The sequence below is a fragment of the Leclercia sp. W17 genome, assembly GCF_003336325.1.
In the GTDB taxonomy this organism is placed as follows: Bacteria; Pseudomonadota; Gammaproteobacteria; order Enterobacterales; family Enterobacteriaceae; genus Enterobacter.
In genome coordinates this window covers 323,011-345,949 of the sequence record NZ_CP031101.1, presented here as the reverse complement: position 1 = coordinate 345,949, position 22,939 = coordinate 323,011, and the positions used below count along the sequence as shown (strand labels likewise).

The window sequence follows — 22,939 nt, the reverse complement described above, 5'->3', positions numbered from 1 at the left end:
AATCCTCTTTTCCTCTCCTGCCATAACATGACCTGTGTCTCATAATTCACATTTTGACCACCGGGGTGATTCTCAACCCACCGATGTTACCCGTATCATTCCCGTGGGCACTCACCTCCCCTTATAACAGCCGTCTAAACTTAAACGTCCGGATGGTATCAGCGTAAGTGCCATTACCACTCTGTTCCCAGTTGGGGCATTTGGAAATAGTCGTCAAACAACGACGTTACCCATAACAATTCAAAGGCCAGGTCAATCATGCCATTAGTTATTGTCGCTATCGGTGTTGTCTTATTACTGCTCTTGATGATCCGTTTCAAAATGAACGGTTTTATCGCTCTGGTTCTGGTGGCACTTGCTGTCGGCCTGATGCAGGGTATGCCGCTGGTAAAAGTTATCAGCTCCATTAAAGCTGGCGTGGGCGGTACGCTCGGTAGCCTCGCGCTGATCATGGGCTTCGGCGCCATGCTCGGTAAAATGCTGGCTGACTGCGGTGGCGCACAGCGCATCGCAACCACGCTGATTGCAAAATTTGGCAAAAACAACATTCAGTGGGCGGTGGTTTTAACCGGCTTCACCGTTGGTTTCGCGCTGTTCTACGAAGTGGGCTTCGTGCTGATGCTGCCGCTGGTGTTCACCATCGCCGCCTCTGCCAGCATCCCGCTGCTCTATGTCGGTGTGCCGATGGCTGCTGCACTGTCGGTGACCCACGGCTTCCTGCCGCCGCACCCGGGCCCGACCGCTATCGCCACTATTTTCCATGCGGACATGGGTAAAACCCTGCTGTTCGGTACCATCCTTGCGATCCCGACCGTTATCCTGGCAGGCCCGGTATTTGCCCGCTGCCTGAAAGGTATCGACAAGCCGATCCCGGAAGGACTCTACAACGCCAAGACCTTTACTGAAGCCGAGATGCCAAGCTTTGCCGTCAGCGTCTGGACCTCTCTGGTACCGGTTGTGCTAATGGCCATGCGCGCCGTCTGTGAAATGGTGCTGCCGAAAGGCCATCCGGTTCTGGGCGTGGCTGAGTTCCTGGGCGACCCGGTAATGGCGACGCTGATCGCGGTTCTGATTGCGCTTTTCACCTTTGGTCTGAACCGTGGCCGCTCCATGGATCAGATTAACGACACCCTGGGCTCCTCGATCAAAATCATCGCCATGATGCTGCTGATCATCGGTGGTGGCGGTGCGTTCAAACAGGTTCTGGTGGATAGCGGCGTGGACAAGTACATCGCCTCTATGATGCATGAAACCAACATCTCCCCTATCCTGATGGCCTGGTCTATCGCCGCAGTCCTGCGTATCGCGCTGGGTTCTGCCACCGTGGCCGCTATCACTGCGGGCGGTATCGTGGCGCCACTGATTGCCACCACCGGCGTCAGCCCTGAGCTGATGGTTATCGCGGTCGGTTCCGGTAGCGTGATCTTCTCTCACGTCAACGATCCGGGCTTCTGGCTGTTCAAGGAGTACTTCAACCTGACTATCGGTGAGACCATCAAGTCCTGGTCGATGCTGGAAACCATCATCTCCGTCTGCGGCCTGATTGGGTGTCTGCTGCTGGGTATGGTTGTTTGATGTGACAGCGCCGGGTGGCGGCTGCGCCTTACCCGGCCTACAAAAGCAGAGCATGCTCATTCCGTAGGCCCGGATCGCTACGCGTCACCGGGCAATAAAAAACCCGCCATCCGGCGGGTTTTTTTATCACTTCTTCGCAGCCGCTTTTCGCCGCTTATCGAGATCCTTAATCAGCTTGTTCACGCCGTCATCGGCAAACATCGCCTCAAGGGAGGTGGAGAGCTTGCGACGCCAGTTCTTGTACTGGTAGCTGGTGCCCGGAATGTTAACCGGCTCCGCCATACCCAGCCAGTCTTCCGGCTGTAATCCCAGCAGCGCACTGTTGCTGTCGGCAATGTAGCGCTGTAACCCGCGGTTGAGCGTCGGGGTCATCGACATCAACGACGCCTTATGCCCGGTGCGTTTTGGCAGGCAGCCGTGCTCATGCAACGCATCCAGCAGCCCCTGCTTCGACAGCTCGCGATCCTGATAAAGCCCGCGGAGCATCACTTCGTCAGGGTAGAGACCCAGCGTCTTGCCCAGGGTAAGGTCGCCGCTGTCCCACCAGCCCCGAAGCGTAGGAAGGTCATGCGTCGTCGCGACTGCCATTGATTGTTCTGGATACGCCTCCGGCGCACGGAAGTTCTTTTCAAGGTCGTTTTCAAAATAGAGCACCTTGTAGGAGTACACGCCGCTGTCACGCAGCTTGCTGACAATTTCTACCGGTACGGTACCGAGATCTTCGCCGATCACCATACAGTTATGGCGCTTACTCTCCAGCGCAAGAATCGAGAGCAGATCGTCCACCGGATAATGAACATAGGCGCCGTGGTCGGCGGTTTCGCCGTAGGGGATCCACCACAGACGCAGGACCGACATCACGTGGTCGATACGCAGCGCGCCGCAGTTCTGCATGTTGGCGCGCAGCAGTTCGATAAAGGGCTCATAAGCGCGAGCCGCGATCACATGCGGGTCCATCGGCGGCAGGCCCCAGTTCTGGCCGAGTGGGCCAAGAATATCCGGTGGCGCACCGACCGAGGCTTTCAGGCAGTAAAGCTCGCGATCGCACCAGGTCTCCGCCCCGCCTTCGGCCACACCCACCGCCAGGTCACGGTAGAGACCAATCGGCATGTCGTAACCCTGGCTCTCCTGCCAGCAGGCTGCGAACTGGCTGTAGGCCAGCCACTGCAGCCAGAGGTAAAAATCGACCTCGTCGGCATGTTCGTCGCAAAACGCTTTCACTGCCGGGGAGTCGACGGACTGATACTGCTCAGGCCAGACCGGCCAGCCCCAGCGCATTTCATCCTCTTTCACCTGATGCGCATGCAGCGCGTCGAACGCCGCCTGCCAGTAGAGGCTCTCCCCTTCGCGGGCAACAAACGCCCGGAAGGCCGCCATCTGGTCGTCGTCACGCTGCGCAAAGCCTTTCCACGCCATACGCAGCGCGGCCATCTTCAGCGCGGTGACGGAGGCATAATCGACCCACTCGGCATCGCGGGCGCGTTGCAGCGTCTGCCGGGTAGTCTCCATCTTCCACCACGCCTGCGCCTCGTCGCTGTTGCGGAAATCCTCCACGGCGTTCACGTCGATATAAATCACGTTCAGCCAGCGACGGGACGACGGGCTGTACGGGCTGGCGCTCTCCGGGTTAGCCGGATAGAGCGCATGGATCGGGTTGAGACCGATAAAGGCCCCGCCGCGCTTGCCAACATCTGCCAGCATCTTTTTCAGATCGCCGAAATCGCCGATCCCCCAGTTATTCTCCGAGCGCAGCGTGTAGAGCTGCACACAGGCACCCCACAGCTTTTTGCCCTCTTTCAGCGCCTGCGGCTCGTAGCAGCGTTTTGGCGCCACAATCACCCGGCAGTGCCAGCGCTGGCCGTCCTGGGTGAGCGTTAGCGTGTGGTAGCCCTCCGGCAGTTTTGCCGGAAGGTTGAGGTTTTTGCCGCCCGTGGCGTGGCCCTTGTGCTGATGTCCCTCTTCGGTAGTCAGCAGCCAGCTAAAGTCGCCGCTGCCTTCGATCGTCAGCGGCATCTTTTTCCCGGCGGTGTAGACCATCACGTTCGGGACGGGGGTAACCGCCGCTTTCGCGACGGGTTTGGCTTTATGCATGGCATCCAGCAAACGCCTCTTGGTTTCAGCACCAATAGACTGCGGTTTACCATGAGCATTGATATAGCTGGGGCTGATGCCCGCCGCCAGAGCGGCATTATCGAGACGTTTACTTTCCATCGCGCTTCCTTAGCGTTTTGCCTGCCAGATACGGGCCTGGTAGTCGCGGATTGAACGGTCAGAGCTGAACATGCCGCAGCGCGCGGTGTTCAGAATGCACGCCCGGGTCCAGGCTTCCTGGTCGCGATACAGAACATCGACCTGTTTCTGCGCCTCAACGTAGCCCGCAAAGTCCGCCATCAGCAGGTACGGGTCGCCGCCCTCTTTGCCGATGCTGTGTAGCATCTGGTCGAACGCGTGCTTGTCGCCGTCGCTGTATTTGCCGCTCTCCAGCTCTTTCAGTACCGCATCCAGCAGTTTGTCTTTTTTACGCCATTTCACCGGGTCGTAACCTTTGGCTTTAATGGCTTTCACCTCTTCCACAGTATGGCCGAAGATAAAGATGTTCTCGTCGCCCACCTGCTCGGCAATCTCAACGTTCGCCCCGTCCAGAGTACCCACAGTCAGCGCGCCGTTCAGGGCCAGCTTCATGTTGCCGGTGCCGGAGGCCTCTTTGCCTGCGGTAGAAATCTGCTCAGAAACGTCCGCCGCTGGGATTAACAGCTCGGCCGCAGAGACACAGTAATCCGGCAGGAAGACCACCTTCAGCTTGTCGCCCACTTTCGGATCGTTGTTCACCGCGTCGGCCACTTTATTGATAGCGAAGATGATGTTTTTTGCCAGGTAGTAGCCCGGTGCCGCTTTCGCGCCAAACAGGAATACGCGCGGCACGCGGTCGGCCTGCGGGTTCTCGCGAATCTCTTTGTACAGCGCCAGAATGTGCAGCAGATTCAGGTGCTGACGCTTGTACTCGTGCAGACGTTTAATCTGAATATCAAACAGCGCGTTCGGGTTGATCTCAATCCCGGTACGGGCTTTGACGTACGCCGCCAGGCGCACTTTGTTGTCCTGCTTGATGGTGCGGTAAGTCTCGCGGAACGCCGCATCGTCGGCATACTTCTCGAGGTTGATCAGCTGATCGAGATCGTTGGCCCACTCTTTATCCAGCGAAGAATCCAGCAGCGCGGAGAGTGCCGGGTTGCACTGTTTGATCCAGCGACGCGGCGTGATGCCGTTGGTCACGTTGTGGAACTTGTTCGGCCACAGCTGGTGATATTCCGGGAACAGATCTTTCACCACCAGGTCGGAGTGCAGCGCGGCCACGCCGTTTACCGCAAAGCCGCTGACCACGCAGAGGTTAGCCATGCGAACCTGCTTGTCGAACACTACCGCCAGCTTCGCCCATACCGCTTTATCGCCCGGCCAGGTTTTCTCGACCTGCTTTTTGAAGCGGTTGTTGATTTCGTTGATGATCTGCATATGGCGCGGCAGCAGAGTTTTAATCAGCTTCTCGTCCCAGCACTCCAGCGCCTCTGGCATCAGGGTGTGGTTGGTGTAGGCGAAGGTCTTGCTGGTAATCGCCCAGGCGTCGTCCCAGCTCAGCTGATGCTCGTCAATCAGCACGCGCAGCAGTTCCGGAATGGCGATGGTTGGGTGGGTGTCGTTCAGCTGGATCACTTCGTAATCCGCCAGCTCCGCCAGCTTGCGGCCCGCCAGGTGGTGGCGACGCAGAATGTCGGCCACGGAGCAGGCGCACTGGAAGTACTGCTGCATCAGGCGCAGCTTTTTGCCCGCCAGATGGTTGTCGTTCGGGTAAAGAACCTTGGTCAGCTTGTCGGCGTCGATCCCCTGCTGCTCAGCACGCAGGAAATCACCGTCGTTGAATTTGGTCAGGTTGAACGGATGGGCATGGGTCGCCTGCCACAGACGTAGCGGCTGCGCCACGCCGTTACGGTAGCCCAGCACCGGCAGATCCCAGGCCTGGCCGGTGATGGTGAAGCCTGGCTCCCACTGACCCGCTTTGGTCACTTTACCGCCAATGCCCACCTGCACATCCAGCGCTTCGTTGTGGCGGAACCACGGGTAGCTGCCACGATGCCAGTCATCCGGGGCTTCCATCTGCTGGCCGTCGGCAAAGGACTGACGGAACAGGCCGTACTGATAGTTCAGACCATAGCCGATCGCCGCCTGGCCTACCGTCGCCATGGAGTCCAGGAAGCAGGCCGCCAGACGTCCCAGACCGCCGTTGCCGAGCGCCGGGTCGATCTCCTCTTCCAGTAGGTCGGTCAGGTTAACGTTGTGCGCGTTTAGCACATCGCTCACCTCCTGATACCAGCCCAGGTTCAGCAGATTGTTGCCGGTCAGACGGCCAATCAGGAATTCCATTGAGATGTAGTTAACGTGGCGCTGATCTTTCGCCGGTTCTACTGCGGGTTGGGCGCTCAGTAACTCGGCGAGCGCTCCACTGACGGCCTGCCACCACTGGCGGGAGGTCATCTCTTCAGCGGCATGTAAACCAAAACGCTGCCACTGACGCGTCAGGGCAGCCTGGAATTGAGCTTTGTTGAAAGTAGGCTGTGACATAGGGAATCTGCATCCTGTAGAGAGAAAATAAAACGTTGGCGCTAGTGTGCCTGGCTACTTATGGCTCTTCCTCCTCCTGCCAGGGATTAGGCGGGGAGGAGTAGCGGGGATGAGCGATAAAGTGTGATCGCGGCCACTTTCCGCAGCCAGAGTGTGGGGCATTGCAGACGAGATTACCGGGAAGAGTGTCAAAAAATGAAACAGGTTTTCAGAAGAAATATATGAGCGCAGTAATAATTACTTACCTGAAATAATAATTGTAGGATTTTACTGCATCGCAGAGGGTTATTTTACCAGGGTAACCATCCCAGGACTTTATTAACTTTTCACAGCCTTTACGATTCTATATTCCTTTTTATGCTTAACGTTCCGCATACGCGCCAAACCAGTATCCATGCGCTTTCGAGGCCCATCGGAAAAGTTCCCGCACCCCAGCATATATTTTTGTGACCGAGTGCAAATTAAGGGATATAAAACCCGGACATAACTTGCAATAAAGAGGTTTCTGACCGACCTTATATGCATTAATTACGAAGCGCAAAAAAATCAAAAATCTCGATTTCCACACAGTGAAGTGAAAACTATGTTGATTCCGTCAAAATTAAGTCGCCCGGTTCGTCTTGACCATACTGTGGTCCGCGAACGCTTGCTGGCGAAACTTTCCGGCGCGAACAATTTTCGACTGGCGCTGGTAACGAGCCCTGCCGGGTACGGCAAAACCACGCTCATTTCGCAGTGGGCATCCGGCAAGACCGATCTTGGCTGGTACTCCCTTGATGAGGGCGATAACCAGCAGGAGCGTTTCGCCAGTTATCTTATCGCCGCCATTCAGCAGGCGACCAACGGACACTGTGTAACCAGCGAAAGCATGGTGCAAAAGCGGCAGTACGCCAGCCTCTCTTCACTGTTTTCCCAACTCTTTATCGAGCTGGCCGAATGGCATCGCCCGCTCTATCTGGTCATTGACGATTATCATCTGATCACCAACCCGGTGATCCATGAGTCGATGCGCTTTTTCCTGCGTCATCAGCCGGAAAACCTGACCCTGGTGGTGCTGTCGCGCAACCTGCCGCAGCTGGGCATTGCCAACCTGCGCGTGCGCGATCAGCTGCTGGAAATCGGCAGCCAGCAGCTCTCCTTTACCCATCAGGAGGCGAAGCAGTTCTTTGACTGCCGCCTGAAATCCCCTATCGAGGTGGCGGAAAGCAGCCGCCTGTGCGACGACGTGGCTGGCTGGGCGACCGCCCTGCAGCTGATTGCCCTGTCGGCGCGGCATAATAACAGCCCGACGCAGCAGTCCGCCCGTCGCCTGTCGGGGATCAATGCCAGCCACCTCTCCGATTACCTGGTGGATGAGGTGCTCAACAGCGTCGATCAATCCACCCGTCAGTTCCTGCTGAAAAGCTCCCTGCTGCGCTCAATGAACGATGCGCTGATTGTGCGCGTCACCGGCGAAGACAACGGCCAGATGCGCCTGGAAGAGATTGAGCGTCAGGGGTTGTTCCTGCAGCGCATGGATGACTCCGGCGAATGGTTCAGCTACCACCCGCTGTTTGGCAGCTTCCTGCGCCAGCGCTGTCAGTGGGAGCTGGCAACCGAATTACCGGAAATCCACCGCGCCGCCGCCGAGAGCTGGATGGCGCAGGGTTTCCCGAGCGAGGCGATTCATCACGCGCTGGCAGCGGGCGATGCCCATATGCTGCGCGATATCCTGCTCAACCACGCCTGGAGCCTGTTTAATCACAGCGAGCTGGCCCTGCTGGAAGAGTCGCTGCGCGCCCTGCCGTGGGAGAGCCTGCTGGAAAATCCACGCCTGGTGCTGCTCCAGGCCTGGCTGATGCAAAGCCAGCATCGCTACAGCGAAGTGAACACCCTGCTGGCCCGCGCCGAGCAGGAGATGAAGGGCGAGATGGATGCCGCCCTGCACGGCGAGTTTAACGCCCTGCGCGCGCAGGTGGCGATCAATGACGGCGACCAGGAAGAGGCCCAGCGCCTGTCAATGGTCGCGCTGGAAGAGCTGCCCCTGGCGAACTTCTACAGCCGTATCGTTGCCACCTCGGTGCATGGGGAAGTGCTGCACTGTAAAGGCGATCTCACCCGCTCCCTGTCGCTGATGCAGCAGACCGAACAGATGGCACGCCGTCACGATGTCTGGCACTACGCGCTGTGGAGCCTGATCCAGCAGAGCGAAATTTTGTTTGCCCAAGGCTTCCTGCAGGCCGCCTGGGAGACGCAGGAAAAAGCGTTCAATCTGATCCGCGATCAGCATCTGGAACAGCTGCCAATGCACGAGTTCCTGCTGCGCATTCGCGCCCAGCTTCTGTGGGCGTGGGCGCGTCTGGACGAAGCCGAAAGCACCGCCCGTCTTGGGGTCAATGTGCTTTCCACCTATCAGCCGCAGCAGCAGTTGCAGTGTCTGGGCCTGCTGGTGCAGTGCTCGCTGGCGCGCGGCGATCTCGACAACGCCCGTAACCACCTCAACCGCCTGGAAAACCTGCTCGGCAACGGTCAGTACCACAGCGACTGGGTATCCAACGCCGATAAGGTGCGGGTGATTTACTGGCAGATGACTGGCGACAAGAAATCGGCGGCCAACTGGCTGCGCCAGACGCCGAAGCCGGCGTTCGCCAATAACCACTTCCTGCAGAGCCAATGGCGCAACATTGCCCGGGCGCAGATCCTGTTAGGCGAATTTGAACCGGCAGAGATGGTGCTGGAAGAGCTGAACGAAAATGCCCGCAGCCTGCGTCTGATGAGCGATCTCAACCGCAACCTGCTGCTGCAAAATCAGCTTTACTGGCAGTCTGGCCGTAAGAATGACGCCCAGCGCGTGCTGCTGGAAGCGTTACAGCTGGCTAATCGCACCGGCTTTATCAGCCACTTTGTGATTGAAGGCGAGACCATGGCGCAGCAGCTGCGCCAGCTTATTCAGCTCAACACGCTGCCGGAGCTGGATCAGCACCGTGCCCAGCGCATTCTGCGTGAGATTAACCAGCATCATCGCCACAAGTTTGCCCACTTCGACGAGACCTTTGTGGAGCGTCTGCTGAATCACCCGGAAGTGCCGGAGCTGATCCGCACCAGTCCGCTGACCCAGCGCGAATGGCAGGTTCTGGGGCTGATTTACTCAGGCTACAGCAACGAGCAGATTGCCGGTGAGCTGGCGGTGGCGGCCACCACCATTAAAACGCATATCCGGAACCTGTATCAGAAGCTGGGCGTCGCCCACCGTCAGGATGCGGTGCAGCATGCGCAGCAGCTGTTGAAGATGATGGGGTACGGCGTGTAGGGCATTGCCCGGCGGCGCTGCGCTTGCGCGGGCCTACGGTTTTGTTGCCATTTATTGCCCGGCGGCGCTACGCTTGCCGGGCCTACGATTTTGTAGGTCGGGTAAGCGCAGCGCCACCCGACATGAATTCAGCACAGCTCTAACTGCAAGTTATTATCTTTAATGACCTTCAACACACCCGCTGGCGGCATCACGTCGGTGTAAACCGCATTCACCATACTTATGCTGCCCATGTTCACCATCGCGTTACGGCCAAACTTGGAGTGATCCACCACCAGCATGACATGGCGCGAGTTCTCAATGATCGCCCGCTTAGTGCGCACTTCGTGGTAGTCAAACTCCAGCAGCGAGCCGTCCGTATCGATACCGCTGATGCCGAGAATGCCAAAGTCGAGGCGGAACTGGGAGATAAAGTCGAGGGTCGCCTCGCCAATAATGCCGCCGTCACGGCTGCGCAGCTCGCCGCCCGCCAGAATGATGCGAAAGTCCTCTTTCTGCATCAGGGTGGTGGCGACGTTGAGGTTGTTGGTCACGATACGCAGATTTTCATGACCGAGCAGGGCATGTGCCACCGCCTCCGGCGTGGTGCCGATGTCGATAAACAGCGTCGCGCCGTTGGGGATCTGACTGGCGACCTTACGGGCGATACGCTCCTTTTCCGAGGTCTGCGTCGCCTTGCGGTCATGCCAGGGGGTGTTGACCGAACTGGAGGGCAGCGCCGCGCCGCCGTGGTGGCGCAGGATACGGTTCTGATCGGCCAGGTCGTTGAGGTCGCGGCGGATGGTCTGCGGGCTGACGGCAAACTGCTCCACCAGCTCTTCGGTACTGACGTATCCCTGCTTTTTCACCAGGTCAATAATGGCATCATGACGTTGTGTTTGTTTCATCGGAGTTCCCTGCCAGATTTATGTTCGTTTTCGCGCATTGAGCGTATCGGCAAACGCCATCGCCAGCCCGACCACCAGCCCGGCGACGTGAGCACCGTTGGCAATCGCCATACCAAACAGATCAAACCATCCGGCAATAATCCAGATTAATGCAAAGGTCATCAACCCGCGCTGCAGGTAGATACCGCTCTCTGGATCGCGCTCGCCGCGCAGCCAGACATAGCCCATCAGCGCGTAGACCACGCCGGAAAGGCCGCCAAACCACGGGCCGCCGAACTTATGCTGGATAAAGCCGCTGAGCAGCGCGCTGATAAGGGTGAGCACGATGAGCTTGCCGCTGCCGAGCCGTTTCTCCACCGCCCCGCCGAGATACCACCACCACAGCAGGTTAAAGAGAATATGCAGGAACGAGAAGTGCATCAGCGCGTGGGTGAAGTAGCGCCAGAATTCGAACTCTAACGAGGCGTCATAGGGCCAGGCCAGCAGCAGCATGATCTGCTGATCGCCCACCACGCTCATCATAATGAAGACCAGAATGCAGGCCGCCATTAACCCCAGGGTAAACGGCCCCGCGCGTTCGCGCAGGGTCGCAAGGAAAGGAAAGCGCTGATAACGCAGGCCGCTACCGGTATGGCCGGACTGCCAGCTCGCCGCCAGATAGCGTGCATCGCCGGGATTTTCCAGAAAACGCGCCAGCTCCGCCTCAACCCGGGCAGCCTGGCTCTCATCCGCCAGCCAGACGTCGGTTTGCGTATGTTGTTGAATGGTAAGAATGACACCCTGCGTCGCCATGTAGTCGACAAACGCCTGGGCGACGCGCGGGTTGTTAAAAGAGGTGATCAGTAGCATCGGCGGCAGTCGCTTATTCCACACAAAAGGGGACAGTATATACCCTAAATGCCCGCGTGCTCGACTTCTGCCGGGAAATGACGGTGCCAGGCATCGAAGCCGCCGTCCACGCTGTAAACCGAGTCATAGCCCTGTTGCAGCAGATATTGCGCCGCCCCCTTACTGCTGTTGCCGTGATAGCACATCACCATTACCGGGGTGTCGAAATCGTTGTCACGCATAAACTCGGCGAGCGAGGCATTGGTCAGATGGAATGCGCCCGGGGTGTGGCCCATCGCAAAACTTTGCGGATCGCGAATATCCACCAGCACTGCGGTGCCCTGGTGCATCTTCTGATGGGCTTCTTCTACGTTAATACATTCAAATTGTTCCATGGTGCTCTCTGTTGTCTGTTCACGTGCCGTGCGGCCTGGGACCGCACTATTTTAACGGTTAGTGTACGTCGTGGCGGCGGGTAAACGCCATTATGTTAGCTCTATCACTCAAAAATGTTTTTTTGATGTTACTAAAATCCATTTCCTTTGCTAATATGAGCGATATCGAACATTTTTGAGCTTTAACGAAAGTGCGTGAGGATGCAATGGAAACTAAAGATCTGATTGTAATAGGTGGCGGTATCAACGGTGCAGGTATTGCGGCTGATGCGGCCGGGCGCGGGTTATCTGTCCTGATGCTGGAAGCGCAGGATCTCGCCTGTGCCACCTCCTCCGCCAGCTCCAAACTGATCCACGGTGGCCTGCGTTACCTGGAACACTATGAGTTCCGCCTGGTGAGTGAAGCGCTGGCGGAACGTGAAGTGCTGCTGAAAATGGCACCCCATATCGCCACGCCGATGCGTTTTCGCCTGCCGCACCGCCCGCATCTGCGCCCGGCATGGATGATCCGCATTGGTCTGTTTATGTACGACCACCTGGGTAAACGCACCAGCCTGCCCGCCTCTGCCGGTGTGCGTTTTGGCGCAGACTCGGTGCTGAAGCCTGAAATCGTGCGCGGATTCGAATATTCCGACTGCTGGGTGGACGATGCCCGTCTGGTGCTGGCCAACGCGCAAATGGTTGAACGCAAAGGCGGTGAGGTGAAAACCCGCACCCGCGCGGTCTCGGCGCGCCGGGAAAAGGGGCTGTGGATTGTCGAAGCGGAAGATATCGATACCGGCGAGCGTTTCAGCTGGCAGGCACGCGGGCTGGTGAACGCAACCGGCCCATGGGTGAAGCAGTTCTTTGACCAGGGGATGCAGCTGCCGTCACCGTATGGCATCCGCCTGATCAAAGGTAGCCACATTGTGGTGCCGCGGGTGCATACCCAGAAACAGGCCTATATTCTGCAAAACGAAGACAAGCGCATCGTGTTTGTCATCCCGTGGATGGATGAATTCTCCATCATCGGCACCACCGACGTGGAGTACAAAGGCGATCCGAAGAACGTTGAGATCGACGAGAGCGAAGTCAGCTATCTGCTGGAGGTCTATAACGCGCACTTTAAAAAGACGCTGACGCGCGAGGATGTGGTCTGGAGCTACTCTGGCGTGCGTCCGCTGTGTGACGACGAGTCCGATTCACCGCAGGCCATCACCCGCGACTACACGCTCGATATTCACGACGATCACGGCAAAGCGCCGCTGCTGTCGGTGTTTGGCGGTAAGCTCACCACCTACCGTAAGCTGGCGGAACATGCGATGGAAAAACTGGCACCCTACTACCAGGGTATTGGCCCGGCATGGACCAAAGGCGCGGTGCTGCCCGGCGGTGATATCGGCGGCAACCGCGATGATTACGCGGCAAAACTGCGCCGTCGCTATCCGTTTATCAGCGAATCCATGGCCCGCCACTTTGCCCGCACCTACGGCAGCAATAGCGAGCTGATCCTGAACGGGGCGAAGGATCTGACCGATCTGGGCGAACATTTTGGCCACGAGTTTTACGAGGCGGAACTGCGCTACTTAGCCGACCACGAGTGGGTACGCCGCGCAGACGATGCGCTGTGGCGTCGCACCAAAGAGGGGATGTGGCTCAATGCGGAGCAACAGTCGCGCGTGGCGCTGTGGCTGGCGCAGCGTATGGGAAAGCGTGAGCTGTCGTTAGCATCATAAAAAATGCCCGGTGGCGCTGGCGCTTACCGGGCCTACAAAAGAGAAAGGAACGTAGGCCGGGTAAGGCGCAGCCGCCACCCGGCGTTTTTTACAACCGCACCGGTTTGATATGCCAGATGTTCTCGGCATACTCCTGGATGGTGCGATCCGACGAGAAGTAGCCCATATTGGCGATGTTGTGCATCGCTTTGGTGGCCCACTCTTCCGGCTTGCGGTACAGCTCGTCGACCCGGTCCTGACAATCCACATAGCTGCGGTAGTCCGCCAGCACCTGGTAGTGGTCACCGAAGTTAATCAGCGAATCCACCAGGTCGCGATAGCGGCCAGGCTCGTCCGGATTAAATACCCCGGTGCCGATCTGGGTCAGCACCTGACGCAACTCTTCATCCTGCTCGTAATAATCACGCGGCGAGTAGCCCTTAGCACGCAGCGCCTCCACCTCTTCCGTGGTATTACCGAAGATAAAGATATTCTCTTCACCCACGTGCTCCAGCATCTCAACATTGGCGCCATCCAGCGTGCCGATGGTCAGCGCGCCGTTGAGGGCAAATTTCATGTTGCTGGTGCCGGAGGCTTCGGTGCCTGCGGTCGAGATCTGCTCCGAGAGATCGGCGGCCGGAATGATCAGCTGGGCCAGACTCACGCTGTAGTTCGGGATAAAGACGACCTTCAGCTTGTCGCCAATCTGCGGATCGTTATTGATCACCTTCGCCACGTCGTTGATCAGATGAATAATGTGCTTCGCCATGTAATAGGCCGACGCCGCTTTCCCGGCGAAGATGTTCACGCGTGGCACCCAGTCCGCATCCGGGTCGGCTTTGATGCGGTTGTAACGGGTGATCACGTGCAGCACGTTCATCAGCTGACGCTTGTACTCGTGGATACGTTTGATCTGCACGTCGAACAGCGCTTTCGGGTTAGCCACCACGTTCAGATGCAGCGCCATCCACACCGCCAGCCGCTTTTTATTCAGCAGTTTGGCATCACGCACCGCTTTATTCACCGTCGGGAAGTCAGCATGCTGCTCGAGCTCGCTCAGCTGGCTTAAATCGGTCCGCCAGGTGCGGCCAATGTTCTCGTCGAGCACATCAGAGAGCGGCTGGTTCGCCAGCGCCAGCCAGCGGCGTGGCGTCACCCCGTTGGTGACGTTGCAGAAACGCATCGGGAAGATTTTCGCAAAGTCTGCGAACAGCGACTGCACCATCAGGTTCGAGTGCAGCTCAGACACGCCGTTGACCTTGTGGCTGATCACCACCGCCAGCCACGCCATGCGCACCCGGCGGCCATTGGATTCATCAATGATTGAGGTGCGGCTCAGCAGGCCGGTGTCGTGCGGATACTGCTCCTGCAACGTTCTCAGGAAGAAGTCGTTAATCTCGAAGATAATCTGCAGGTGGCGCGGCAGGATTTTGCCCAGCATATCTACTGGCCAGGTTTCCAGCGCTTCGCTCATCAACGTGTGGTTGGTGTAGGAGAAGACCTGGCAGGTCACCTCAAACGCCTCGTCCCAGCTGAACTTGTGCTCGTCAATCAGCAAGCGCATCAGCTCAGGGATCGACAACACCGGGTGGGTGTCATTCAGGTGAATTGCGATCTTATCCGCCAGATTGGCGTAGGTTTTGTGCAGCTGGTAGTGACGGCTCAGGATATCCTGAATGGTCGCGGAGACCAGGAAGTACTCCTGACGCAGGCGCAGCTCGCGCCCGGAGTAGGTGGAATCATCCGGATAGAGCACACGGGAGACGTTCTCGGAGTGGTTTTTATCTTCCACCGCCGCGAAGTAGTCGCCCTGGTTGAACTTACCGAGGTTAATCTCGCTACTGGCCTGGGCGTTCCACAGGCGCAGCGTATTGGTGGCGTCAGTGTCGTAGCCGGGAATGATCTGATCGTAAGCCACAGCCAGGATCTCTTCGGTTTCGACCCAGCGGCTCTTCTTGCCTTCCTGCTGAATACGGCCACCGAAGCGGACTTTATAACGGGTATTGTGGCGCTTGAACTCCCACGGGTTGCCGTACTCCAGCCAGTAGTCCGGAGACTCTTTCTGCCGGCCATCGACAATGTTCTGTTTGAACATGCCGTAATCGTAGCGGATACCGTAGCCACGCCCTGGCAGGGCAAGGGTCGCCAGCGAATCGAGGAAGCAGGCTGCCAGACGGCCCAGACCACCGTTGCCGAGGCCAGGGTCGTTCTCTTCGTCAATCAGCTCTTCTAAATCTAACCCCATCTCTTCCAGCGCAGTTTTGACGTCGTCATAGATACCCAGCGACAACAGCGCGTTGGAAAGGGTGCGGCCAATCAAAAACTCCATCGACAGATAGTAAACCTGGCGAGTCTCCTGTGAGAGCTGGGCGCGGTTGGAGCGCAGCCAGCGCTCAACCAGCCGGTCACGCACCGCAAACAGGGTGGCGTTGAGCCATTCGTGTTTGTTGGCGATGACCGGGTCTTTGCCAATGGTGAACATCAGCTTGTAAGCAATGGAGTGCTTTAACGCCTCAATGCTTACCGTGGGAGACGCATAGGAAAAGGGTGCATTCATATCTCTGATTCCAGCATTGTTACATCAAGCGTTGATAAAGATCGCGGTAGGACTGCGCCGCAACTTGCCAGCTAAAATCCATGGCCATCGCCTGGCGTTGAACAAAACGCCATAAAGAAGGACGTGACCACAACACGAAAGCACGACGAATCGCGCGTAACAGCGACCAGGCATTACTGTCTTCAAAGACAAATCCGGTGGCGATCCCATCCGCCAGATTCTCCAGCGAGGTGTCGGATACGGTATCCGCCAGCCCGCCAGTACGCCGCACCAGTGGCAGCGTGCCGTACTTCAGACCATACAGCTGGGTTAAGCCGCAGGGCTCAAAACGGCTCGGCACCAGAATAACGTCTGCGCCCGCCATGATGCGGTGCGAAAACGCTTCGTGATAGCCAATCTGCACACCCACCTGTCCTGGATGTTCGGCGGCGGCGGCGAGGAAGCCCTCCTGCAGTACCGGATCGCCCGCACCCAGCAGCGCCAGCTGACCGCCCTGCTCCAGCAGGCCCGGCAGCGCCTCGAGCACCAGATCGAGTCCTTTCTGGCTGGTCAGACGGCTTACCACCGCAAACAGCGGCACCTTGTCGTTGACCTTCAGTCCCATGGCAACTTGCAGCTGACGTTTGTTCTCGGCCTTATCTTCCACGGAGTCGCGGTTATAGCGCGCCCCCAGCAGCAGATCGGTTTCCGGACTCCAGATTTTTTCATCCACGCCGTTGAGAATGCCCGACAGTCGGCCTTCGCGATGGCGCTGGCTGAGCAGTCCCTCCATCCCGTAGCCAAACTGCGCTTCGGTGATCTCCCGCGCGTAGGTTGGACTGACGGCGGTGATGTGATCGGCGTAGTAAAGCCCGGCCTTGAGGAAGGAGATCTGCCCCTTAAACTCCAGCCCGTGCATATTAAAGAATGACCATGGCAAATCGATGTCATCCATATGTTTGGCGAAATACATGCCCTGGTACGCCAGGTTATGCACGGTAAAGACCGACTTCGCCGGATGGCCACGTGCCGCCAGATAGGCTGGCGCTAACCCGGCGTGCCAGTCGTGGGCATGCACCACGTCCGGACGCCAGAACGGATCCAGCCCGCAGGCCATCTCCGCCCCTACCCAGCCGAGCAGCGCGAAACGCAGCACGTTATCGGTATAGGCAAACAGGTTAGTGTCGTGGTACGGGCTCCCTGGGCGGTCATAAAGATGCGGCGCGTCAATCAGGTAGATACCCACGCCGTTGTAATGGCCAAACAGTAATGTGATGCGCCCGGCAAAGGTCTCGCGGCGGCTGACGATCTGCGCGTCAGGCACGCCGCGACGAATATCTGGAAAAGCGGGTAACAGCACGCGGGTATCAACCCCACCTGCAATTTGCGCCGCCGGTAACGCCCCTATCACATCCGCCAACCCGCCAGTTTTGAGCAACGGGAACATTTCAGAACAAACGTGTAAAACCTGCATCATCGCTCCTGTTTGATCTGCAGTTTACGCAGCATTTCCCGCGTAACCAGCACGATACCTTCTTCTGAGCGGTAGAAACGGCGCGCGTCCTCTTCCGCATTTTCTCCAATTACCATGCCTTCCGGAATGACGCAGGCACGGTCGATAACGCAACGACGCAGGCGGCACGAGCGGCCCACCCAGACGTCGGGTAACAGCACTGACGAATCAATATTGCAGAAGGAGTTCACCCGCACGCGCGGGAACAATACCGACTGCACCACCACCGAGCCGGAGATAATGCACCCGCCGGAAACCAGCGAGTTCAGGGTCATGCCGTGGCTGCCCGAACGGTCCTGGACAAATTTTGCCGGCGGCAGAGACTCCATATGGGTACGGATCGGCCAGTTATGGTCGTACATATCCAGCTCCGGCGTGACAGAGGCCAGATCGAGGTTAGCCTTCCAGTACGCTTCCAGGGTTCCTACATCGCGCCAGTACGGTTCTGAATTCGGATCGGACTGTACGCAGGAGAGCGGGAAAGGATGTGCATAAGCCATGCCAGATTTGGTGATTTTCGGGATGATGTCTTTGCCGAAGTCGTGGCTGGATTTTTCATCCTTGTCGTCCTCTTCCAACAGCTGGTAAAGGTAATCTGCATCAAAGACATAGATACCCATGCTGGCAAGCGCTTTAGTGTCATCGCCCGGCATTGAAGGTGGGTTCGCCGGTTTTTCCACGAAATCGATCACCTTATCGTTTTCGTCCACCGCCATGACGCCAAACGCCGTCGCCTCGGCAACGGGCACCGGCAAACAGGCTACGGTGCAGCGCGCCCCTTTTTCGACATGGTCGATAAGCATGCGCGAGTAGTCCTGCTTGTAGATATGGTCCCCGGCGAGGATCACCACGTACTCGGCGTTATAACGGCGAATGATATCGAGGTTCTGCGTGACCGCATCAGCGGTGCCGCGGTACCAGTTTTCGCCATGGACGCGCTGCTGGGCAGGCAACAGGTCGACAAACTCGTTCATCTCCTCACTGAAGAACGACCAGCCGCGCTGAATGTGCTGCACCAGAGTGTGTGACTGATACTGGGTAATGACGCCAATACGGCGAATGCCTGAGTTGAGGCAATTGGACAGAGCAAAATCGATAATACGGAATTTACCGCCGAAGTGGACGGCGGGTTTGGCGCGCTTGATCGTTAAATCTTTTAATCGGGTACCGCGGCCGCCAGCAAGAATCAGGGCAACAGACTTCAATGGCAGCTGACGCGCCAACATTAGAGGGTCGTTCTTATCTAACCTAACCATGATCAACTCCTTTTATTATCATCTCTGGAATACACATACACCGTGCGCAGGCCCATGCCAGACAGTCATAACGACCGGATTATCCTCTCCGGCAAATGGGGGGATAGCCCGCCACTCCCCTTCAGGTAAAATAATTTCTGCGACCTCATCTGTGGCATTGAGGGTGATGAGCCAGCAATCCGAAAGCAGGATTTGCAGGCGCGGCACCCCGTTCTGCCACTCGTGCGCACCTAACGGTTGCGCCATTTTATTTAACCAGCGAACGTTGCCGTCGCCCTCTTCCCACCACCGATCCTCGGTGAGCGCCGGGATCTGCTTACGCAGATGGACCAACGCGGCAGTAAAGGCGACGAGTCCCTCGTTTGCCTGCTGCCAGTCAAGCCAGGTTAACGCGTTATCCTGGCAATAAGCATTGTTGTTGCCGCGCTGACTGTGGCCATGTTCATCGCCTGCCAGCAGCATCGGCGTACCCTGTGACAGTAAAAGCGTCGTCAGCAGCGCATGCACGCTGGCGCGGCGCCGCTCGATCACATCCAGATTGCCACTTAACCCTTCAATACCATGATTAAAACTGTGGTTATTGGAGGTGCCGTCACGGTTTTCTTCACCATTTGCTTCATTGTGTTTCTGATTGAAACAAACGCAGTCACGCAGGGTGAAACCGTCGTGCGCCGTCAACAGGTTGATCGACGCGGAAGGCAAACGCCCGTTGCGTTTAAATACATCGCTGGAAGCGGCGAAATGTCCGGCAAATGTTCCTAAAGAGAGATCGCGCGTCAGCCAGAAGCGGCGCGCCGCATCACGATAGTGATCGTTCCATTCCGCGAACGGCGGCGGGAAATTCCCCACCTGGTAGCCGCCCGGGCCGATATCCCAGGGCTCTGCAATCAGCTTCACACCTGAGAGCAGCGGGCAGTTTTTTATCGCCTCAAACAGCGGCGACTGCTGGCTGAATTCCGGCGTGCGTCCAATCACCGACGCAAGATCAAAACGAAAACCGTCGATATGGAAGGTTTCAACCCAGTACTTCAGGCAGGCATACGCATAGTCTGTCACTGCCGGATGGCTGAGATTGAGAGTGTTACCGCAACCGGTCCAGTTGTGATAATCACCATCCTCTCTTAACCAATAATAGCTAGGGTTATCAATTCCGCGCAGGGAGAACGTCGGCCCCTCAAGATCCAGCTCGGCGCTGTGGTTGAGGACGATATCCAGAATGACCTCGATACCCGCTTCGTGCAGCGCCTTCACCGCGTCACGAAACTCATCTCTTGCCCGGTCGGGATGCGAGGCATAGCGCGGCTCAAGGGCAAACATCGCCATCGGGTTATAGCCCCAGTAGTTACTGAGGCCGAGGCGTTGCAGGCGCGGCTCGCTGGCAAAATGGGCCACCGGTAATAATTCCAGGGTGGTGATACCGAGGTGCTTAAAATAAGCAATCATCACCGGGTGACTGAGCGCTTTGTAGGTGCCGCGGATATCTTCGGGGATGTCAGGATGCAGCCAGGTCAACCCTTTGACGTGGGCTTCATAGATGACCGTTTTGCCCCACGGTATATTGGGCGGGGCATCCTCTTCCCAGTCGTAATGATCGCTGACCACGACGCTTTTTGGCGCCACCGCCGCGCTGTCACGGTGATCCGGTGTATCTGTGCCGCTGTGCAGCAGGGGATCATCATTCAGCGTGCCTTCGACCTGATACGCGCACGGGTCAAGCAGCAGTTTTGCCGGGTTAAAGCGCAGCCCCTTTGCGGGATCCCACGGGCCATATACCCGAAAGCCATAGCGCATGCCGGGGCGGGCATGTTCCAGATAGCCATGCCAGATATCGCCGCTGCGCGCCACCATATCGTACCGATGTTCAATGCCTTTGCCGTCAAACACGCAGAGTTCAACCCGATCCGCGTGGGCGGAAAAGAGAGTGAAATTCACCCCTTTTCCGTCATAGCATGCGCCGAGCGGAGCGGGTTTACCTGCGGCGAGTTGCGTCATTCCCCCTCCCGGACCAGCCAGATAGTGGCTAACGGCGGCAACGTAATGCTCAGGGATTGTGGACGACCGTGGCTCTCCTGTTCATCGCTCTGTACCAGCCCCCCGTTACCCGCGTTGCTGCCGTGATAGTGCATGGAGTCGGTATTCAGCACTTCACGCCATTTGCCTGGCTGATTGATGCCGAAACGGTAGTGATGGCGCGTCACCGGGGTGAAGTTACTGGCGACGATAATTTCGTTACCCGCCTTGTCGCGACGGACAAAGATCAGCACCGAGCGCTCATGGTCATCCACCACCAGCCACTCAAAGCCGTAATCATCAAAGTCGAGCTCGTGCAGGGCTTTGTGGTGACGGTAGGTATGGTTGAGGTCGCGCACCAGACGCTGAACGCCGTGGTGCCAGTTGTCGCCCCCTTCCAGCAGATGCCAGTCAAGACTGGTGTCGTGGTTCCATTCGCGTCCCTGGGCAAACTCGTTACCCATAAACAGCAGCTTTTTGCCCGGGAAGGCGAACATCCAGCCGTAGTAAGCGCGCAGATTGGCAAATTTCTGCCACGCGTCTCCTGGCATACGGTCGAGGATCGATTTTTTGCCGTGCACCACTTCATCGTGAGAGAGCGGCAGGACAAAGTTCTCGGTGCTGTTATAGAGCATGCCGAAGGTCAGTTTGTCGTGATGATACTGACGATGCACCGGATCCAGCTTCATGTAATCCAGGGTGTCATGCATCCAGCCCAGGTTCCACTTGTACCAGAAGCCCAGCCCGCCCATTGACGGCGGACGGGAGACGCCCGGGAAGTCGGTGGACTCTTCAGCCATCGTGACCGCCCCTGGCGCCTGTTCGCCAAGAATGCGGTTGGTGCTGCGCAGAAACTCAATCGCTTCCAGGTTTTCACGTCCGCCGAACTCGTTCGGGATCCACTCGCCCTCTTTGCGACTGTAGTCGCGGTAGATCATTGAGGCGACGGCGTCCACGCGCAGGGCATCAATGCCGAAACGCTCGATCCAGTAGAGGGCGTTGCCCACCAGGTAGTTGGTCACTTCCCGACGGCCATAGTTATAGATCAGGGTATTCCAGTCCTGGTGATAGCCTTCCCGCGGGTCGCTGTGTTCATACAGGCTGGTGCCGTCAAATTGGGCGAGGCCAAAGTCATCGGACGGGAAGTGGCCCGGCACCCAGTCGAGGATCACGTTCAGTCCGGCGGCGTGCGCGGCGTTGATAAAATAGCGGAAGTCGTCGCGGGTGCCGAAACGGCGGGTCGGGGCATACATCCCGGTCGGCTGATAGCCCCAGCTGCCATCAAAGGGGTGTTCGTTAATCGGCAGCAGCTCCAGATGGGTAAAGCCCATCCACTTCACATAGGGGATCAGCTGGTCGGCCAGCTCCCGGTAGCTGAGCCAGAAGTTGTTGTCGGTATGACGACGCCAGGAGCCAAGATGGACTTCATAAATAGAGATCGGCATATCGAACTGGTTCGCCCGAATACGCTCTTCGCTCTGGGCGACTTTATCCGGCAGGCCGCAAATGAGTGACGCCGTTTCCGGGCGCATCTGCGCTTCGAAGGCATAGGGGTCGGCTTTGATACGCAGATTACCCTGCGCATCGATCATCTCATATTTGTAGAGCTGGCCGTTCAGTGCGCCAGGGATAAACAGCTCCCAGATGCCGGTTTCACGCCGCAGACGCATCGGATGGCGACGGCCATCCCAGTAGTTGAACTGCCCCACCACGGAGACACGCTGGGCATTTGGCGCCCAGACGGTAAAACGGGTGCCGGTGACGCCATCCATAGTGTCGGCATGAGCGCCAAGCGTCTCATAAGGACGCAGGTGCGTACCTTCAGACAGTAGCCAGGCATCCATCTCCTGCAACAGCGGACCAAAGCGATAGGGATCGTCGATCAGATTCTGTTGTCCATGCCAGATCACAGCGAGCTGGTAGCGGAAGAAGTTTTTACGGCGGGCCATCACGCCAGCGAAAAAGCCGCGTGAATCGAGACATTCGAGTTTCCCGACCTTGCGGCCGGTTTTAGGTTCAATCACCCACACTTCCGTTGCGTCAGGTAACAGTGCACGGACTTCCAGGCCGGCATCAGTGCGGTGCATGCCAAGTACAGAAAACGGATCCGCAAAGTGACCCGTAATAAGCGCATTAATCACGTCTCTATCAATACGAACGGACATGGTATTCATCCTGTTTTTTTAGTTGCCGCCCCTTTCGCGCGCCGGGTACGACCTTGATGTGACCTGAACGGAACCGCACATTGTGCATCCTCTCTGTTCCGTTCAACCTCCAGGCGGAATATGTGACATCCCGCATAAAGCATAGCCAACGCTTTATATGACTCCTGAAAAATTATG

13 protein-coding genes are annotated in these 22,939 nt (G+C 57.5%); 3 read left to right on the top strand and 10 right to left on the bottom strand.

Going from position 1 to position 22,939, the window contains the following annotated elements; genetic code table 11:
• Positions 1-258 precede the first annotated feature (258 nt).
• A complete protein-coding gene (gene gntT, locus DVA44_RS01635) occupies positions 259-1,575 on the top strand; it encodes a gluconate transporter (protein WP_114316510.1) in 1,317 nt (438 codons plus the stop codon).
• A 126-nt stretch (positions 1,576-1,701) separates the two neighbouring features.
• On the opposite strand, the gene malQ is transcribed toward gntT, so the two are convergent.
• Entirely contained in the window at positions 1,702-3,786 is a 2,085-nt protein-coding gene (gene malQ / locus DVA44_RS01630; protein ID WP_114385606.1) for a 4-alpha-glucanotransferase, read from the bottom strand.
• A gap of 9 nt (positions 3,787-3,795) precedes the next feature.
• Complete coding sequence (gene malP, locus DVA44_RS01625) at positions 3,796-6,189, bottom strand: maltodextrin phosphorylase (RefSeq protein WP_114385605.1); 2,394 nt, start codon at positions 6,187-6,189, stop codon at positions 3,796-3,798.
• 583 nt (positions 6,190-6,772) lie between these two features.
• Between malP and malT the strand changes: the two genes are divergently transcribed.
• Positions 6,773-9,478: an HTH-type transcriptional regulator MalT gene (malT, locus tag DVA44_RS01620; protein ID WP_114316507.1), complete on the top strand. Its 2,706-nt coding sequence runs from the start codon at positions 6,773-6,775 to the stop codon at positions 9,476-9,478.
• Between the two features lie 128 nt (positions 9,479-9,606).
• On the opposite strand, the gene DVA44_RS01615 is transcribed toward malT, so the two are convergent.
• The 3 genes from DVA44_RS01615 to glpE are packed head-to-tail and all read right to left on the bottom strand — an operon-like array spanning position 9,607 to position 11,588.
• Positions 9,607-10,365, bottom strand: a complete 759-nt coding sequence (locus DVA44_RS01615) for a DeoR/GlpR family transcriptional regulator (RefSeq protein WP_103824792.1) — start codon at positions 10,363-10,365, stop codon at positions 9,607-9,609.
• A gap of 18 nt (positions 10,366-10,383) precedes the next feature.
• Positions 10,384-11,214, bottom strand: a complete 831-nt coding sequence (gene glpG / locus DVA44_RS01610) for a rhomboid family intramembrane serine protease GlpG (protein WP_114385604.1) — start codon at positions 11,212-11,214, stop codon at positions 10,384-10,386.
• Between the two features lie 44 nt (positions 11,215-11,258).
• Entirely contained in the window at positions 11,259-11,588 is a 330-nt protein-coding gene (gene glpE / locus DVA44_RS01605) for a thiosulfate sulfurtransferase GlpE (RefSeq protein WP_103177330.1), read from the bottom strand.
• Between the two features lie 206 nt (positions 11,589-11,794).
• Here glpE and glpD point away from each other — a divergent pair, with 206 nt between their 5' ends.
• Complete coding sequence (gene glpD / locus DVA44_RS01600) at positions 11,795-13,303, top strand: glycerol-3-phosphate dehydrogenase (protein WP_114385603.1); 1,509 nt, start codon at positions 11,795-11,797, stop codon at positions 13,301-13,303.
• Between the two features lie 88 nt (positions 13,304-13,391).
• On the opposite strand, the gene glgP is transcribed toward glpD, so the two are convergent.
• Genes glgP through glgB form a run of 5 tightly spaced genes read right to left on the bottom strand, consistent with a single transcriptional unit; the run spans position 13,392 to position 22,762 of the window.
• Positions 13,392-15,839: a glycogen phosphorylase gene (glgP, locus tag DVA44_RS01595; RefSeq protein ID WP_103177332.1), complete on the bottom strand. Its 2,448-nt coding sequence runs from the start codon at positions 15,837-15,839 to the stop codon at positions 13,392-13,394.
• Positions 15,840-15,858: 19 nt separating this feature from the next.
• Complete coding sequence (glgA, locus tag DVA44_RS01590) at positions 15,859-17,292, bottom strand: glycogen synthase GlgA (RefSeq protein WP_103177333.1); 1,434 nt, start codon at positions 17,290-17,292, stop codon at positions 15,859-15,861.
• Entirely contained in the window at positions 17,292-18,587 is a 1,296-nt protein-coding gene (glgC, locus tag DVA44_RS01585; RefSeq protein ID WP_103177334.1) for a glucose-1-phosphate adenylyltransferase, read from the bottom strand. The genes glgA and glgC overlap by 1 nt, the downstream gene beginning before the upstream one ends.
• A gap of 18 nt (positions 18,588-18,605) precedes the next feature.
• A complete protein-coding gene (glgX, locus tag DVA44_RS01580) occupies positions 18,606-20,579 on the bottom strand; it encodes a glycogen debranching protein GlgX (protein WP_114385602.1) in 1,974 nt (657 codons plus the stop codon).
• Entirely contained in the window at positions 20,576-22,762 is a 2,187-nt protein-coding gene (glgB, locus tag DVA44_RS01575) for a 1,4-alpha-glucan branching enzyme (protein ID WP_103824787.1), read from the bottom strand. The genes glgX and glgB overlap by 4 nt, the downstream gene beginning before the upstream one ends.
• Positions 22,763-22,939: the final 177 nt, after the last annotated feature.

Coding starts and splice junctions, on each gene's coding strand:
- glgP (WP_103177332.1), bottom strand. CDS start 15,839: ATGAATGCACCCTTTTCCTATGCGTCTCCCACGGTAAGCATTGAGGCG.
- glpG (WP_114385604.1), bottom strand. CDS start 11,214: ATGCTACTGATCACCTCTTTTAACAACCCGCGCGTCGCCCAGGCGTTT.
- glgX (WP_114385602.1), bottom strand. CDS start 20,579: ATGACGCAACTCGCCGCAGGTAAACCCGCTCCGCTCGGCGCATGCTAT.
- glgB (WP_103824787.1), bottom strand. CDS start 22,762: ATGTCCGTTCGTATTGATAGAGACGTGATTAATGCGCTTATTACGGGT.
- malT (WP_114316507.1), top strand. CDS start 6,773: ATGTTGATTCCGTCAAAATTAAGTCGCCCGGTTCGTCTTGACCATACT.
- glpD (WP_114385603.1), top strand. CDS start 11,795: ATGGAAACTAAAGATCTGATTGTAATAGGTGGCGGTATCAACGGTGCA.
- glgC (WP_103177334.1), bottom strand. CDS start 18,587: ATGGTTAGGTTAGATAAGAACGACCCTCTAATGTTGGCGCGTCAGCTG.
- malP (WP_114385605.1), bottom strand. CDS start 6,189: ATGTCACAGCCTACTTTCAACAAAGCTCAATTCCAGGCTGCCCTGACG.
- malQ (WP_114385606.1), bottom strand. CDS start 3,786: ATGGAAAGTAAACGTCTCGATAATGCCGCTCTGGCGGCGGGCATCAGC.
- gntT (WP_114316510.1), top strand. CDS start 259: ATGCCATTAGTTATTGTCGCTATCGGTGTTGTCTTATTACTGCTCTTG.
- glgA (WP_103177333.1), bottom strand. CDS start 17,292: ATGCAGGTTTTACACGTTTGTTCTGAAATGTTCCCGTTGCTCAAAACT.
- glpE (WP_103177330.1), bottom strand. CDS start 11,588: ATGGAACAATTTGAATGTATTAACGTAGAAGAAGCCCATCAGAAGATG.
- DVA44_RS01615 (WP_103824792.1), bottom strand. CDS start 10,365: ATGAAACAAACACAACGTCATGATGCCATTATTGACCTGGTGAAAAAG.